The sequence below is a fragment of the Curtobacterium sp. 1310 genome (assembly GCF_017834105.1).
In the GTDB taxonomy this organism is placed as follows: domain Bacteria; phylum Actinomycetota; class Actinomycetes; order Actinomycetales; family Microbacteriaceae; genus Curtobacterium.
The window spans coordinates 307816-323682 of record NZ_JAFICY010000004.1 but is presented as its reverse complement, the minus strand read 5'-3'; the positions used below and the strand labels follow the sequence as shown (position 1 = coordinate 323682).

At 73.0% G+C, this 15867-nt stretch carries 14 protein-coding genes; 6 read left to right on the top strand and 8 right to left on the bottom strand.

The window, feature by feature from the left end; translation table 11 throughout:
• Positions 1–62 precede the first annotated feature (62 nt).
• Positions 63–1121 carry a hypothetical protein gene (locus tag JOD95_RS12275; RefSeq protein ID WP_209685159.1) on the top strand — a complete coding sequence of 353 codons (1059 nt, stop codon included), beginning with the start codon at positions 63–65 and terminating at the stop codon, positions 1119–1121.
• Positions 1118–2323, top strand: coding sequence for a glycosyltransferase (locus tag JOD95_RS12270; protein ID WP_209685157.1), 1206 nt, complete (start codon positions 1118–1120; stop codon positions 2321–2323). Before JOD95_RS12275 ends, JOD95_RS12270 begins: the two co-directional genes overlap by 4 nt.
• Positions 2324–2413: 90 nt before the next feature.
• On the opposite strand, the gene JOD95_RS12265 is transcribed toward JOD95_RS12270, so the two are convergent.
• Genes JOD95_RS12265 through JOD95_RS12255 form a run of 3 tightly spaced genes read right to left on the bottom strand, consistent with a single transcriptional unit; the run spans position 2414 to position 5191 of the window.
• Entirely contained in the window at positions 2414–3721 is a 1308-nt protein-coding gene (locus JOD95_RS12265) for a UDP-glucose/GDP-mannose dehydrogenase family protein (RefSeq protein ID WP_209685155.1), read from the bottom strand.
• Between the two features lie 53 nt (positions 3722–3774).
• Positions 3775–4323 (bottom strand): PH domain-containing protein, encoded by a 549-nt coding sequence (locus JOD95_RS12260; protein ID WP_066655064.1) that lies wholly within the window; start codon positions 4321–4323, stop codon positions 3775–3777.
• A gap of 4 nt (positions 4324–4327) precedes the next feature.
• Positions 4328–5191: a biotin--[acetyl-CoA-carboxylase] ligase gene (locus JOD95_RS12255; RefSeq protein WP_209685153.1), complete on the bottom strand. Its 864-nt coding sequence runs from the start codon at positions 5189–5191 to the stop codon at positions 4328–4330.
• A gap of 74 nt (positions 5192–5265) precedes the next feature.
• Here JOD95_RS12255 and JOD95_RS12250 point away from each other — a divergent pair, with 74 nt between their 5' ends.
• Positions 5266–6861 (top strand): acyl-CoA carboxylase subunit beta, encoded by a 1596-nt coding sequence (locus JOD95_RS12250; RefSeq protein WP_066655068.1) that lies wholly within the window; start codon positions 5266–5268, stop codon positions 6859–6861.
• A gap of 38 nt (positions 6862–6899) precedes the next feature.
• A complete protein-coding gene (locus tag JOD95_RS12245) occupies positions 6900–7136 on the top strand; it encodes an acyl-CoA carboxylase subunit epsilon (protein ID WP_307810440.1) in 237 nt (78 codons plus the stop codon).
• A gap of 472 nt (positions 7137–7608) precedes the next feature.
• On the opposite strand, the gene JOD95_RS12240 is transcribed toward JOD95_RS12245, so the two are convergent.
• The 4 genes from JOD95_RS12240 to JOD95_RS12225 form a co-directional block, all read right to left on the bottom strand.
• Positions 7609–8655, bottom strand: a complete 1047-nt coding sequence (locus JOD95_RS12240; protein ID WP_209685150.1) for a hypothetical protein — start codon at positions 8653–8655, stop codon at positions 7609–7611.
• Positions 8652–9953 (bottom strand): sensor histidine kinase, encoded by a 1302-nt coding sequence (locus tag JOD95_RS12235; RefSeq protein ID WP_209685149.1) that lies wholly within the window; start codon positions 9951–9953, stop codon positions 8652–8654. The genes JOD95_RS12240 and JOD95_RS12235 overlap by 4 nt, the downstream gene beginning before the upstream one ends.
• A 5-nt stretch (positions 9954–9958) precedes the next feature.
• Positions 9959–10675, bottom strand: coding sequence for a response regulator transcription factor (locus tag JOD95_RS12230; protein ID WP_066655072.1), 717 nt, complete (start codon positions 10673–10675; stop codon positions 9959–9961).
• 122 nt (positions 10676–10797) lie between these two features.
• Positions 10798–12057, bottom strand: a complete 1260-nt coding sequence (locus JOD95_RS12225) for a class I SAM-dependent RNA methyltransferase (RefSeq protein ID WP_209685147.1) — start codon at positions 12055–12057, stop codon at positions 10798–10800.
• A 14-nt stretch (positions 12058–12071) separates the two neighbouring features.
• Between JOD95_RS12225 and JOD95_RS12220 the strand changes: the two genes are divergently transcribed.
• Both JOD95_RS12220 and JOD95_RS12215 read left to right on the top strand, forming a co-directional pair.
• Positions 12072–12881 carry a nucleoside triphosphate pyrophosphatase gene (locus JOD95_RS12220; protein ID WP_209685145.1) on the top strand — a complete coding sequence of 270 codons (810 nt, stop codon included), beginning with the start codon at positions 12072–12074 and terminating at the stop codon, positions 12879–12881.
• A gap of 79 nt (positions 12882–12960) precedes the next feature.
• The gene (locus tag JOD95_RS12215) at positions 12961–14739 is read left to right on the top strand and encodes a biotin carboxylase N-terminal domain-containing protein (RefSeq protein ID WP_209685144.1); all 1779 of its coding nucleotides are present in this window, start codon (positions 12961–12963) and stop codon (positions 14737–14739) included.
• A 150-nt stretch (positions 14740–14889) separates the two neighbouring features.
• Here JOD95_RS12215 and JOD95_RS12210 read toward each other — a convergent pair whose 3' ends face one another.
• On the bottom strand, positions 14890–15843 hold the full coding sequence (locus tag JOD95_RS12210) for a hypothetical protein (RefSeq protein ID WP_209685142.1): 954 nt from the start codon (positions 15841–15843) through the stop codon (positions 14890–14892).
• Positions 15844–15867 lie beyond the last annotated feature (24 nt).

Here is a 15867-nt window from a genome sequence, read left to right as displayed (position 1 = left end):
AGGTGACGTGCTCTCGGGGTCCGGTTCGTCCGGGGCAGGGCCCTGCAGTAACATCCAGCGGGATGGCCACCACCTACAGCTTCTACGGCATTCTCGACGTCAACCTCCAGACCGAGCACCGGGGATGGCGACGCTACTTCGACAACGAGTACGCGCGCATCGCCCGGCCGAGTGCCGACGCCCCCGCCGCACCGCTCACGGTGGACGTCCGCATCGCCGACCGCGCACCGAGCCGGGAGCCCGGTGACGTCCGTGGCACCGAGCGCTTCAAGGGGCTCTTCAGGTTCTCGTACGTCATCCGGGGCCTGGACACCGACCACGTGACGATCTGGTTCCGCAGCCACTGGCTCGACCGGGTCTACATGAACGCCATCGGCGTCTACCTGCAGGCCCAGGTCCTCGAGCCGATCATCTACGCGAAGCTCCTCGAGCGCGACGTCCTGCTCATGCACGCCGGCGGTGTCGCGTCCGACACGAAGGGGTTCCTGCTCCCCGCGTACGGCGGGACCGGCAAGACGACGCTCAGCATGTCCCTGATGGCCGCCGGGTACAAGCTCCTCGGGGACGACCTGCAGTTCGTCGACCTGCGCCGCGGTGTGGTGCACCCGTACCCGCGCCCGCTCCACATCTTCACGTACAACGTGCAGAACCTCGTCGGCGCGAAGGTGCCGCTGAAGTACTCGTCGGCGGTCTACACGAAGAACGTCATCCGGTGGTTCCTCGAACGCCTCCTGCGCCGCGAGTTCCTCATCTCGACCCGGATCCACGCGGACGAGCTCTACCCGGGCGAGGTGTTCGCGGACTCGGTGCCGTACACGGCGATCGGCTTCCTGCGGAAGACCGGACCCGGCGTCGAGTCCGTCCGGATCACCGACGAGAACGTCGACGAGCTCGCCGACGGCATCGCCGCGTCGGCGGACCTCAACGACAGCCTGGCGTCGATCCTGGAGCGCGACCCGCGGCTGGCTCCGATGCTCGAGCGGGAGCACCGGGTCCTCGTCACGCTGCTGCGGCAGTTCGACCGGCTGCTCTACGTCAACACGCGACAGATGGACCTCTCGTCGCCGGACGAACTCGTCCGCGAGCTCGAGGCGGGCACGCTCCGGCCGTCGGACGCATGACCCGCCCCGCCGGGTCTGCCCGGCCCCGCCTGCTCGTGCTCGCGTCCACCTTCCCCGCCCACCCGGACGACGGCGTCCCCGCCTTCGTGCTGGACCTGGCTCGGCAGGAGGCGGTCGAGTTCGACACCGCGGTGCTGACACCGCGGGTCGCCGGCGCCGCCCGCTCGGAGACGATCGACGGCGTCCGGGTGCGTCGGTTCGCCTACTTCCCGCGGCGCTTCGAGGACCTGGCCGACGGCGCGATCCTGGACAACCTCAAGGCCGACCGGAAGCGTCTGCTCCAGGTCCCGGCACTCCTCGCGGCACAGTTCCTCGCGGTGCGTCGAGCCGTCCGCGCCGCACGTCCCGACGTGATCCACGCGCACTGGGCGATCCCCCAGGGGCTCGTCGCGGCACTGGCGGCACCCGGGGTGCCCCTCGTCGTCACGACGCACGGCGGCGACGTCTACGCGCTCCGCGCCGCGCCGCTGGTCCGGCTGAAGCGCTGGGTGTTCGGGCGTTCGGCGCACGTCACCACCGTCAACGACGAGATGCGGGCCCGCCTGACGGAGTGGGGTGTCGACCCGGCGCGGTCGAGCGTCGTCCCGATGGGGGTCGACCTCGCGCCCGCGATCGCGGCCAGGGAGACCACCGTCCGGCGACCCGGGCACGTGGTGGCCGTCGGCCGGCTGGTGGAGAAGAAGGGCTTCGGCAACCTCGTCGAGGCACTCCGCGGTCTCGAGGGCGTCGACTGGTCGCTGACCGTCGTCGGCGACGGCCCGTGGCGCGAGCGCCTCGAACGACAGGCCGCGGGGATGCCGGTCACCTTCGTCGGGCAGCGCGGCAAGCGCGAGGTGCTCGCCACCCTGGCGTCCGCCACCGTCGTGGCCCTGCCGTCCGTACCGGCCGCGAACGGGGACCAGGAAGGGCTCCCGGTGACGCTCCTCGAGGCGGCGGCGGTCGGCGCGGCGATCGTGGCCAGCGACCTCCCCGGCATCCGGGACGTCGTCCGCGACGACGTCTCGGGCCTGCTCGTGGAGCCCGGCGACGTCGACGCGCTGCGCGCCGCCCTCGAGCGAGCGCTCACGGACGCCGACGCCCGGGAGCGCCACCAGGCCGGAGCGACCGCCGCTGCGGCCGAGTACGCGACCGAGCGCATCGGCTCCCGCTACCGGTACGTCCTCCGCGCGGCCGTCGAGCGCCGCACCCCGCTCCGGGGCTGAACGCTCCCGGCCGGGTCCGCCCGTCCGGAGACGACCGACGGCCGCTCCCGGTGAGGGGAACGGCCGCCCGTCGTCAGCGGTGTCGGACCGCTAGCGGCCCATGCCCCGGTAGGTGAAGCCCGCGGCGATCCAGGCCTCGCGGTCGAGGCAGTTGCGCCCGTCGACCACGACCGGCGACGCGACGAGCGAGGCGACCTCGGCCGCGTCGAGCGCACGGAACACCGACCACTCGGTCAGCACGAGCACGATGTCCGCGCCGGTGACCGCCTCGGTCGGCGATCCGACGTACTCGAGCTCCGGGTGCAGCCGACGGGCGGTCTCGATCGCCTCCGGGTCGTACGCCGCCACCGACGCGCCGAGCTCGTGCAGGCGTGCCGCGATGTCGAGCGCCGGGGAGTCGCGGACGTCATCCGAGTTCGGCTTGAAGGCCAGGCCCAGCACGGCGACGCGCTTCCCGGTGACCGTCCCACCGAGCATCTCCGTGGCGAGGTCGACCGCGTGCGCGCGTCGACGGAGGTTGGTGGCGTCCACGTCGGCCAGGAAGGCGAGGGACTCCCCCACGCCCAGCTCGTCGGCGCGGGCCTGGAACGCGCGGATGTCCTTCGGCAGGCAGCCGCCGCCGAAGCCGAGACCGGCGTTGAGGAACTTCCGACCGATCCGGTCGTCGTGCCCGATCGCGTCGGCGAGCGCCGTGACGTCGGCGCCGGCGACCTCGGCGATCTCGGCCATCGAGTTGATGAACGAGATCTTCGTCGCGAGGAACGCGTTCGCGCTGATCTTCACGAGCTCCGCCGTGGGCAGGTTCACCACGAGGCGGGGCGTCCCCGCGGCGAGCGCCTGCGCGTACACCTCGTCGAGGGCCGCGACGGCACGCTCGCCGGCCTCGCCCTCCGGGACGCCGTAGACGAAGCGGTCGGGCGAGATGGTGTCCTGCACGGCGAAGCCCTCGCGCAGGAACTCCGGGTTCCACACCAGGGTCGCACCGGGGACCGCCGCCTCGACCTCGGCGGCCAGGCGCGCGGCGGTGCCGACCGGGACGGTCGACTTGCCCACGACGAACGCACCGGCCGACAGGTGCGGCGTGAGCGAGGCGACCGCGGCGTCGACGTACCGCATGTCCGCGGCACCGGTGGGACCCTGCGGGGTGCCGACCGCGAGGAAGTGCACGGCGGACCCGGCGACCTCCGCCATGTCGGTGGTGAAGCGGATGCGACCGGACGCCAGGGCCTCGGTCAGGATCTCGGGCAGCCCGGGCTCGAAGAAGGGGGCCTCGCCGGCGGCGAGACGCTCGATCTTGGTCGGGTCGACGTCGACCGCGACGACCTCGTGTCCGAGCTTGGCCATGGAAGCGGCGTGCACGGCACCGAGGTACCCGCAGCCGATGACGGAGATACGCACGGGACGACGCTACCGGGTAACGAGGAAGACTCCCACTCCGGGCGCTCGGCACCTCACCGACCGGGGTCGCCCCAGGCGGGTCGCGAGGGTCCCCCGACGATCTCGTCCCAGTCCGGCTCGCGGTGCCGTCGGCGGGCCTCGTGCGCCTCGACCAGGTCGTGCAGCACGGCCACCACGAGGTCGGCGTGCGGGACGTCGGCGAGCACCACGGGCGTGTCCTCGCCGGGGAAGACGAGCACGTCACCGGACCGCCACACCCCCTGCAGGCCGCGGCGCCGCACCGTGACGTCGTACCCGCGGGAGTGCAGGAGCTCGCGACGGGTCCGGGTGCCGAGACCACGGACCACCACGAGCCGCCGGGTCGTCACCACGTACCGCTCGGACATCCACCGCAGCAGCGGGACGAGGCCGCCGAGCACGACGAGCAGGACCGTCAGTCCGGCGACGACCGCGTTCAACCACGCGAGGTGTGCGCGGAACACGCCGAAGCCGAAGCCCCCTGCCAGTGCGACGACCACGACGAAGACGGCCGGACGGACGAGTCGGCGCGCGTGCGGCCGCAGCCGCGCGACCACGCGTTCGGGCGGCGGCTCGGCGGTCATGCCGTCATGCATAGCGCAGGTGGGTGAGGTCCCCCACCGCGACGCCCCTGGTTCGGCCGTCCCGATCCCGGATCGTGATGCGACCGTCGTCGTCGATGCCGGTGGCGTCGACCTCGTCGACGGTGCCGTCGGGCAGTTCCAGACGGACCCGGCGACCGATCGTGCCGCACGCTGCGCGGACGTGTGACCGGACGGCTCCGGCGGCCGCACCCCCGTCCACCAGCGCACGCACCGCCTCCAGGACGGCCGTCGTCCAGGTGGACAGCACCGCGTCCGCCAGGCCGTCGGCGTCACCGGTCGCACCGGCGACCGCCAACGACGTCGCGGTGGGCGTCGGCAGGGCGTCCTCCGGGATCGTCAGGTTCACGCCGGCGCCGACGACGACGCTGCCGTCGGCGGCGACCTGGCAGAGGATGCCGCACACCTTGCGTCCGTCGACGAGCACGTCGTTCGGCCACTTCACCAGGACACGCGGCTCCGGCACGGGCGTCACGTCGTCGGCGTCGGCGGCCGGACGGGAGGCCCTGGTCGCCGCGTCGACGTCGCCCAGCACGGCGGACACCGCGTCGCGCATCGCGGCGCCGGCGACCAGGGGCAGCCACCCGCGGTCGCGGTCGGCCAGGTCGGCGCGGACGAGCAGGCTCACCGCGAGCGTCTGCCCGGTCGGCGCGCTCCACGACCGGTCGAGCCGCCCGCGCCCCGCCGTCTGGTCGAGCGTGACCACGGCGCTGCCGTGCGCCCGACCGGGAGCGACGTCCAACAGGTCGGCGTTCGTGGAGCCGGTGCGCCCGACGGCGTCGAACACCCCACCGGCGGCCTCGACGACGGCACGGGCACGCGGCAGGACCGGCGGGACGGGTGTGGACATGCACGCAAATCTACGGGCAGGAACCGTGGGGGTCCTCCAACCGGCCCCGCCGTGGCCGCCGGTAGGGTGAGCGGGTGACCACAGGAGACACCCCCGACCTCTCGACCACGGCCGGTCGCCTCGCGGACCTGCGCGACCGCTACCACGAGGCCGTGACCGCCGCGGGCGAGGCCGCCATCGCGAAGCAGCACGCGAAGGGCAAGGGCACCGCCCGCGAGCGCATCGAGCAGCTCCTCGACGAGAACTCGTTCGTCGAGTTCGACGAGTTCGTCCGCCACCGCACGACGTCGTTCGGCATGGACGCCAAGCGCCCCTACGGCGACGCCGTCGTGACCGGCGTCGGCACGATCCACGGCCGCAACGTCGCGGTCTACGCGCAGGACTTCACCGTCTTCGGTGGCTCCCTCGGCGAGGTCGCCGGCGAGAAGATCGTCAAGGTGATGCAGCACGCACTGAAGACGGGTGTGCCGATCATCGGCATCCTCGACTCCGGCGGCGCCCGGATCCAGGAGGGCGTCGTCGCCCTGGGCAAGTACGGCGAGATCTTCCGCCTGAACACCCAGGCCTCCGGGGTCATCCCGCAGATCTCCATCGTGATGGGGCCGGCAGCCGGTGGTGCGGTGTACTCCCCCGCGCTCACCGACTTCGTCATCATGGTGGACAAGACGAGCCACATGTTCGTCACCGGTCCGGACGTCATCAAGACCGTCACCGGCGAGGACGTCGGCTTCGAGGAGCTCGGCGGCGCACAGACGCACAACGCCGTCTCGGGCGTCGCGCACTACCTGGCCGAGGACGAGACCGACGCGCTCGACTACGCGCGCTCCCTCGTCGGCTTCCTGCCGGACAACAACCTGTCCGACCCGCCGGCCTACGACGTCGCCCCGGAACTCGAGACGACCGACGCCGACCACGAGCTCGACGTCGTCATCCCCGACTCGACGAACCAGCCGTACGACGTCACGACGATCGTCGAGCACATCGTCGACGACGGTGAGTTCCTCGAGGTCCAGCCGCTCTTCGCCCCGAACATCATGGTCGGCTTCGGCCGCGTCGAGGGCCGCACCGTCGGCATCATCGCGAACCAGCCGCAGGCGATGGCCGGGACGCTGAACATCGACGCCGGCGAGAAGGCAGCCCGCTTCGTCCGGTTCTGCGACGCGTTCGGCATCCCGATCCTGACCCTCGTCGACGTCCCCGGCTACCTGCCCGGCACCGACCAGGAGTGGACCGGCGTGATCCGGCGCGGCGCGAAGCTGCTGTACGCGTACGCCGAGGCGACCGTCCCGCTCGTCACCGTCATCACGCGGAAGGCCTACGGCGGCGCGTACATCGTGATGGGCTCGAAGCAGCTCGGTGCGGACATCAACCTGGCGTGGCCGACCGCCGAGATCGCGGTGATGGGCGGCCAGGGTGCGGTCAACATCCTGTACCGGGCCGAGATCAAGCGCGCGGAGGAGGCGGGCGAGGACGTCGCCGCGGTGCGCACCAGGCTCGCGAACGAGTACACCTACAACGTGGCGTCGCCGTACCTGGCGGCCGAGCGCGGCGAGCTCGACGGCATCATCCAGCCGCACGCGACCCGGGTCTCGGTGATCAAGGCGCTGCGGGCACTGCGCGGGAAGCGCGCGTCGCTGCCGCCGAAGAAGCACGGGAACATCCCGCTCTGATGGGACGACACGCAGCTCACCTCCCGGCGGATTCCCCGGTGCCGGGCGGCGCCGACACCACGGTCGGCGCCGACGTCCGGGTCGTCGCTGGCGACCCATCGCCGGAGGAACTGGCGGCCGTCGTCGCCGTGCTCCAGCGACAGGCCGACGAGGTCGCCGCCACCGGTCGCGCCGAGGTCACCGAGTCACCACGGACCGGGTGGGACGCGTCCGCCCGTGGCCTCCGCCAGCCGCTCGAGCACGGCTCCGGCGCCTGGTCCCGCTCGTTGCGCTGACCGACGGGCTGCGAGCCGCACGCCGCACGTCCCTCAACGGACCCCCGCCGTTCCCCAGCGGGGGTCTTGCGCGTCCGGGGGTACCGGCGGCACGATGTACCCCTGTCGCACCGCGCGACCCGGTCGTCGAACTCGGGTTGCGGGGTGCACTTCCCGGTCGGTCTCCCCTCGGACGGGGGACACCTCGACCGAGGAACCACCGGGAGGGCGTGGCTTGTCCCCCATAATGACGACTGACACGGCTTCGGGCAGCGGGCATAGTTGTCTGTGTTCGGTGTCCTTCCCAGAAGAACATCGTTGGTCGGTGGCCGACTAGGGTACGACGCCTCCGACCAGCTGCGAGCCAGGGCGACATTCGGGTTGTCGCTCAGGCTCGGGTCGTGAACGGGCCGGCCCCTCGGGACCGGCCCGTTCCCCGTTCCCGGGTGGCCTTGCGCGCGCGTCACGCTGGACGGCGGCCGCCGGTGCCGCCTCAGACCGTCGCGCGGCGCGGGATCTCGGTCCAGAGCACCACCGAGTCGTCCTCGTCGCCGTCGTCGTCCGATCCGACGCCGAGCGCCGCGGACTCGCTCGCCGCGGTGTCCAGTCGCAGCCCGACGATGGTGACCGCCGCCTCCGACCCCTCGGCCACCGTCCGGACGATCACGTTGTCCGCCTCGCGGGCTCGGCGCAGCGCACCGGCGATCTCGGCGTGCACCCGGCGGAGCTCGTCGATCTCCAGGTCGTCGAGGCCACCGTCGTCGTGCAGCTGTACCGTGGCCCCCCGTCGCCGCAGGCGCATGACCTCCTCACGGACGTCGTCGGACAGCAGCGACCGTCCGCGGATCTCGTCGCGGATCGCCTGCTCGAGGTGCAGGCACTCGGCCCGTTCGACGTCGGTCAGGTCCCCGCCCCTATCGATCACCTGCTGCAGCATCGGCAGCGCCATCCGGGTGGTCTGGCTCAGGCGGAACTGCCGCTCGAACACGTGGGCGTCCTGCGCGGCCTGCCAGTCCGCGGTCTCCTGCTCGGCACGGATGAAGTCGCGCGTGGTGCGGGTCGCCCGGTCCATCGCGACGGCGAAGCCGGTGGCGACGGCGACCCACGTCAGGTTGCCGACCAGTCCGAGCGCCCCGAAGGCACCCGGTCCTGCCCAGACCACACCGAAGACCGTGACGAAGCCGACGCCGACCCACGCGAAGGCGCGTCGGCCCCGCACGACGAGCACGACCATGAGCGTGCCGACCGCGGCGACCCACCAGGTGATCGAGTCGTCCTTCACCGTCAGGTCGACGACCGGGGCGGCGATGACCGGCATGACCAGCGCGGTGGCGAGCGAGAAGCACGCCGCCCAGACCGGGAGGGTCCGACCGGGCAGGAAGATCGCGACGGCACTCGCGGCGGCGTAGAGCGCCATGCACGTGAGCACCGGACCGACGTCACGGACGAACGGGAACGACGCCACGCCCAGTACGAGGTGGAAGACGGAGAACAGCGCGGCGAGCCCGATGGCGATCCTCGCCGGCAGGGACACTCTCATGCGGACACCTCCGGGTGCCACTCGAGGCGGACCCGCGTACCCGCCCCGGGGTTGCTCGCGACCACCGCCGTGCCGCCCACGGCCTGCACCCGCTCGATGATCGAGCGGCGGACGCCGAGCCGCGCGGCAGGGACGGCAGCGAGGTCGAACCCGGCGCCGTCGTCACCGACCTCGACGTGCACGGCGCCACCACGCTGCTCGACACGGACCCACCGCTCGACCCCTGCCCCGCCGGCGTGCTGCACGCTGTTGACGCACGCCTGCAACGCCGCGGATGCGAGCGCGTCCGCGATCGTCGCCGGGATGCGCAGCCCGCCGACCGGAGCGTCCCGCAGCCGGACGGGAGCGGCGAGCGCTCCGACGGCGTCGGTGATGCGGACGCGGAGGTCGTGCACCGTCACGGGCGGGGCCTCCCCCGGCAGGTCGGCTGCAGCGGCGCCGAGGTGGTCGATGGCGTTGCGCGCCATGCGGGCGGCGAGGGCCTTCGCCTCGGGTGTGTCCGCGCGTGCCGCCGAGAGCAGCGTGGTCAGGACGCTGTCGTGGACGATCGCGTCGACCTGCACCCGCTCGACCTCGGTCGCGTGCTCGCGGATCGCGAGCGAGTAGCGCCGCACCGCGGTGGCCTGTGCGGCGTCCACCGCAGCGGCGGCCCGACGGAGGAGCACGGCGATGACGAGGACCGCTCCGCTGAGGATCGCCGAGTACACGCCCTGGAGCACCGCGCTGGCCCCGGCGTCGCCACCGAGCGGCGTGAGGCGCACGACGACGTAGACGGCGGGCACGAGCGCGGTGTAGACGGTCGCGCGCCACGGTGCGAAGCCCATCGCCGCCGCCGTCGACCCCACGGTGAGGAACCACCACGGCCAGGGGTACTGACTGTCCGGGATCGGCTCGCGGACGGTGAGCGGCCACGTGACGAGCACGACGAGGAACAGCAGCGCGCACACGATCTGGGCGACCTGCGCGAACCGCTGCGCGAACGCGGACACCCCGACCGCCACGAACGACGCGCCGAGGACCGCCGCGGCGACCGGGCCCCACACGGGATCGAGCCACGGCAGCTGCCGCACGACGGCGGGCGCGTAGACCGCGCCGTACCCGACCGCGGCGACCGCGATGAGGATCGCGAAGAGTCGTTCGACCGATGCCTGCGTGAGCGCGGGTCGCACACCGCGCAGGGGGTCGACGCCGAACGGCGCCGGCTCGGTCGGCGCGACGTCGTCCGTCGCGGAGCCCGACCCGTCGGGCGCCCCGGCCGGGACACCTGCCGACCGTGCCGGTCCGGCCGTGGTGGCCATCGGGGTCAGCGGCCGTCGGTGTCGGGGTCGATGCCCGAGTCGAGCCCGGGCAGGATGCCGTCCTCGACCGCGCGACGCAGCAGGTCGACCTTCGTCGGCGCCGGACGCCCCACCTCGACGTACTTCACACGGATACGGTCGAGGTACTCGCGCGCCGTCGAGTACCCGATGCCGAGCTGCTGCGCCGCGAGCTTGAGCGGCAGCCCGGAGGCGTAGAGGTGCAGGATCTCGCGCTCGCGGCGTCCGAGCTGCGCCTTGGCGAAGTCGCGGTCGGCGTCGATGGCGCTCGCCCACTCGAGGTTGTTGAGCACGTCGCCGCGGGCGACGGTCGCCACGGCCGCCATCACGGTCTTGGTCGCGGACGACTTGGGGATGACGCCGGCCGCCCCTGCGGCCAGTGCCTCGCGCACGCTCGCGACGCGGTCGGCGATCGAGTGGACGAGCACCGCGGAGCCGGTGCCCTGCACACCCTTGACGTTCGCGGTCACGGTCGAGCCGTCGCCGAGCGACAGGTCGAGCACGACGACGTCGACCTCACGCCCGCCGAGCTGAGCCACGTACTCGGGCACGCTCGCGGCGGTGAGCACCACCTCGAACCCCTCGTTCTGGCACGCCGCCTGGATGCCGAGCCGCACGGACTCGTGGTCGTCGACGATCGCGACGCGGACGGGCCTGGTGGCCAGTCCGGTCGTCCCGCTGCTGGTGTTCGTGTCTGCTGCCACGGTGACCTCTCGTTCCGATGCGCGCCCGGCCCCTGTCGCCGGGAGCGATCACCGACCAAGGATACCCAGGTCGGACCCAGGCTCCGAGTTGTGGGACACCGCGTCACACTGCGGACCCGGGGTCAGGCGATCGGGACCAGCCGCGCGACCGCCTCGAGGTGGTGGGTGTGCGGGAACAGGTCGAACGCACGCAGCGCCTCGAGCCGGTACCCGAGGTCGGCGAAGGTCGCGACGTCGCGGGCCAGGGCGACCGGGTCGCAGGCGACGTAGACGACCTGCGCGGGCTGGAGCGCGGCGACCTGCACGACGACCTCGCGGCCCGCGCCGGACCGCGGCGGGTCGAGCACGACGGTGCCGGCGCGGAAGCGCTGCAGCTCCGGTCGGGACGCGTCGGCGGCCGTCCGGGCGAGCCAGCGGTCCACGCGGCCGGTCTCGGCACGCGCGCCGATCCACTCCGCCAGGTTCTCCTGCGCGTGCTCGGTGGCCCGGGCCGCGCTCTCGACGCTCGTGATGCGGGCCTTCGGGCCGACGACGTCGCCGAGTGCCGCCGCGAGCAGTCCGACGCCGCCGTAGAGGTCGAGGTGCTGCCCCTCCGGGTCGAGCCGGTCACGGTCGACCAGGTCCTGCACGGCCGCGGTGAGCACGGCCGGCGCCTGGCGGTGGACCTGCCAGAAGCCGTTGTCGTCGACGGTGAACGAACGCTCCCCCACGAGCTCGGTCACGACGGTGGGCTTCTGCTCGTCGATGACGAGCCGGGCCCCCTCGGCGCCGCTCGGCGCGAGGACGTCGACGACCGACGCGCCCGGCATCGCACCGCGCCCGAGCGGCGCACTCTCCTGCACGCGCGCGGAGGCGAGCGGGAGCGAGGCCACCGGCACCACCGTGTGGGAGCGCGAGGCGAACGGGCCCGCCGTGCCGTCCTCGTCGACGTGCAGCCGGACGCGCGTGCGCCAGCCGAGGCCGTTCGACTCCTCGTCGCCGGGGGCGGCCTCGACGGTGACGTCGTGTCCGAGCACCTCGGTGAGGTCCGTGCGGGCGAACCGCGCGAAGGCGTCGACCAGGACGTCGTGCTTGAGGGTGCGCTGGTGCGGCAGGGCGATGTGCCCGAACTCCGCACCGCCGGCGCGCACGGCGGGGTCGCGGTCGAGGGCGGCCTCGGGCCAGACGTGGTCGACCCGGTGCTCGCTCGGCGACAGGACGGACACGGTGTCGGCACGCCAGAACGACTTCTTGCGGTCCTCGGTCACGCGCGCGACGACGCGCTCGCCCGGCACCGCGTCCGAGACGAAGACCACACGCCCCTCGTGCCGTGCCACCGAGATGCCGCCGTGGGCGATCCCGGTGACGTCGAGTTCGAGCAGCGTTCCGACGGATTCACCCATGGTTCGATGTTCCCATGCGTCTGTACCTCGCGAGTACCTCCCCCGCCCGCCGTGCGCTCCTGGCGCAGACCGGCATCGAGCCGGTGCTCGTCGCGCCGGGCGTGGACGAGGACGCCGCCGTCGCCGCCGCGCGGGCCGCGCTCGGCCGGGAGCTCACCGGTCCGGAGCTCGTCGGGCTCCTCGCGGTCGCCAAGGCGGACGCCGTCGCGGACGCCCGCGTCGCCGGGTCCGCCGTGGACGGCTTCGTGTTCGGCGGCGACTCCGCCTTCGAGGTGGACGGCGTCCTGCACGGCAAGCCCCACGACCCGGAGGTCGCGAAGGAACGGTGGCGGCAGATGCTCGCCGCGGGCGGCGGCACCCTGTGGAGCGGCCACTGCGTCGTGGACCGGCGCCTCGACCGCGGTCTCGACACGGCCCCGGACGCGACCGGGGACCGGCCTGGAGGCGCGGGGCGGACCGGCACCGTGCCTCCCGTCCGACGGGTGGACGCGGCAGACGGCGGGCCGCTGCGCATCGCCGGTCACCTCGGTGACGTCGCGCCGGGCGGGTCCACGCTGGTCGCCGCCGGAGACCACGTCGTCGCCGTGGACAGCGCCGTGCTGACCTTCGCCGAGGACGTGTCGATCGAGGAGATCGACGCGTACGTCGCGACGGGCGAGCCCCTCGAGGTCGCGGGCGCCTTCACGATCGACGGACGGGCCGCGGCGTACATCACGCGCATCGACGGAGCACCGTCGGCCGTGGTCGGGCTGTCGCTGCCGGTCCTGCGGTCGATGCTGCTCCGTGGCTTCGGCGTCGCCTGGCACGATCTGTGGGCGCTGTAGACATCCACACTGCTGGACGCTGTTTCTTTGTACGTGCCGGTCAAAACCGGCCGCCGCTGCACGAATACGCTGACGTACCATGCCCCGTATCAGCAAGGTCCTCATCGCGAACCGCGGCGAGATCGCCGTCCGCATCATCCGCGCGGCCCGCGACGCTGGCAAGGCCTCGGTCGCGGTGTACGCCGACCAGGACCGCGACGCCCTCCACGCCCGCCTCGCCGACGAGGCCTACGCGCTGAACGGCACCACGAGCGCGGACACCTACCTCGTGATCGACAAGATCATCTCGGTGGCCCGCCGGTCCGGGGCCGACGCCGTGCACCCCGGGTACGGGTTCCTCGCCGAGAACGCCGACTTCGCCCGTGCCGTCATCGACGCCGGGCTCACCTGGATCGGCCCCTCGCCGGAGTCGATCGAGCAGCTCGGGGACAAGGTCTCCGCGCGGCACGTGGCCGAGAAGGTCGGCGCGCCGCTCGCGCCGGGCACCATCGAGCCCGTCGCGGACGCTGCCGAGGTCATCGCGTTCGCGGACGAGGTCGGTCTGCCGGTCGCCATCAAGGCGGCCTTCGGCGGCGGCGGCCGTGGCCTGAAGGTCGCACGCACGCGCGACGAGGTCGCCTCGCAGTTCGAATCGGCGACGCGCGAGGCCATCGCCGCGTTCGGGCGCGGTGAGTGCTTCGTCGAGAAGTACCTCGACAAGCCGCGCCACGTCGAGACCCAGTGCCTGGCCGACGAGCACGGCAACGTCGTCATCGTCTCCACCCGCGACTGCTCGCTGCAGCGTCGGCACCAGAAGCTCGTCGAGGAGGCCCCGGCGCCGTACCTGACGCCCGAGCAGCAGACGCGCCTGTACGAGTCGTCGAAGGCGATCCTCCGCGAGGTCGGCTACGTCGGCGCCGGCACGTGCGAGTTCCTCATCGGCGCCGACGGCACCGTGTCCTTCCTCGAGGTGAACACGCGCCTGCAGGTCGAGCACTGCGTCTCGGAGGAGGTCACGGGCATCGACCTCGTCCGCGAGCAGTTCCGCATCGCCGAGGGCGGCACGCTCGACTACGAGGACCCCACCCCGCGCGGTCACTCGTTCGAGTTCCGCATCAACGGCGAGGACCCGGGACGGAACTTCTTCCCGGCACCCGGTCCCGTGCACGCGTTCACCGCACCGTCGGGCCCCGGCGTCCGCGTCGACTCCGGTGTGGTCTCCGGCGACGTCGTCTCCGGCTCGTTCGACTCCATGCTCGCGAAGCTCATCGTCACCGGCGCCACCCGCGAAGAGGCGCTCGAGCGGTCGCGCCGCGCCCTGGCCGAGTTCGAGGTCACCGGACTGCCGACCGTGCTGCCCTTCCACCGTGCGGTCGTGTCCGACCCGGCGTTCGCGACGGACGACGAGACGCCGTTCAGCGTGTACACGCAGTGGATCGAGACGGACTTCCAGAACGACATCCCGGCCTGGAGCGGTTCCCCCGAGGAGCTCCCCGCACCGGCCGCCCGCGAGAGCGTCGTCGTCGAGGTCCAGGGCAAGCGCATCGAGGTCACCATGCCCTCGATCGTCGGCGGTGGCGCTGCCGGTGCCGCCGGTCGGCGTCCGGCCGGTCCCTCCGCTCCCCCGAAGCGCCGGTCGTCCGGTGTGAAGGGCGGGCTCGTGTCCTCGGGTTCGGTGACGTCCCCGATGCAGGCCACCGTCGTGAAGCTCGCGGTCGCCGAGGGTGACACCGTCGTGAAGGGCGACCTGCTGGTCGTCCTCGAGGCCATGAAGATGGAGCAGCCCGTCCAGGCCCCGCGCGACGGGGTCGTGACCGGTCTGAACGCCCCCGTCGGCCAGACGATCTCGTCCGGCCACGTGCTGCTCGAGCTCGCGTAGCGCGCGGCGGGGCGGGCGCCGCGGCCGCGCCGCGCGCCGTCCGCCGCGCCGCACAACCGAAAGCACCTCGTGCCACGCAGTTCCGTGGCGCGAGGTGCTTCCGGTTGTGTCCGGGCACGTCGCGCCGGCTGCCGCCCGCAGGAGGATCGCTCACCGGACGGTCGTGAAGCGGCCGCGCGCCGTTGGCACCCCGACGGCGCGCAGCACTGAGCGCAGCCGCTCCGTGTCGTCGGTCTCGACGACGCTGATCCGGCCGAGCGCCCGGATGTCCGGGTGGCGACGAAGCCGGTCCTCGCGCCGCTTCTCCGCGACGAGCACGTCCTCGGCCGACATGCCCGCGGCACGCATGGACGGGTCGGCGTACTTCACTCGACCGTCGAACTCGAGGACCACGCCCTGGTCGGCGAACCAGAAGTCGACGACGCCGATCGGCCCCGAGCCGTCACGGAACTCCTGCTGCAGCATCGGCCTCGGCGCCCCGACCTCGTCGAGCGCCACGCGGGCGACGGACTCCCCCGGAGACCCGGAGCGCGCGTCTGCGAGATCCAGAGCCCGCTCCGCCCTCGCTCGGAACTGTACGGCGGTGCTCTCGTCCAGTGTCGCGCGGAGTTCATCGAGGCTGGATCCGCGGGCGAGCGCACGGTCCACCGCAGGCACGCTCGTCCGCAGCGGGTACGCCACGGCGAGGTCGACCACCGTGCTCGCCAGGTCGGTCAGGGCTCGCCCGTTCGCCACCATGTACGACGTCCGGAGTGTGCGCCCCGCGCCGGCACGCTTGTGCACGGAGCGCAGCGACTGACCGGTGGATCGCAGCGGATCGATCACCTCGACCGGGACCGGGAACTCGCCGGGCCAGGGCAGCCCGTGCAACGCCGCGGCTGAGGCGTGCGAGACGACCAGTCGCGGGGCGAGCCGATCGTGCAACGCCTTGATCCGAGCGATGTGCCGCTCCCCCGGGGTCGCCCGTCGCCAGTCGTCCGCGACGACGAACCGGCCCGGGGCCAGTCGTACGAGCTCTCCCCGCAGCGCGCGATCGCGGTGGTCCCGCCCGCGCCGCCCGGTCTCGTCCGCGCCGCCACCGACCAGGATCTCCAACGTCGCCATGTCCTGAGCGTGGCGCGCGCGCAG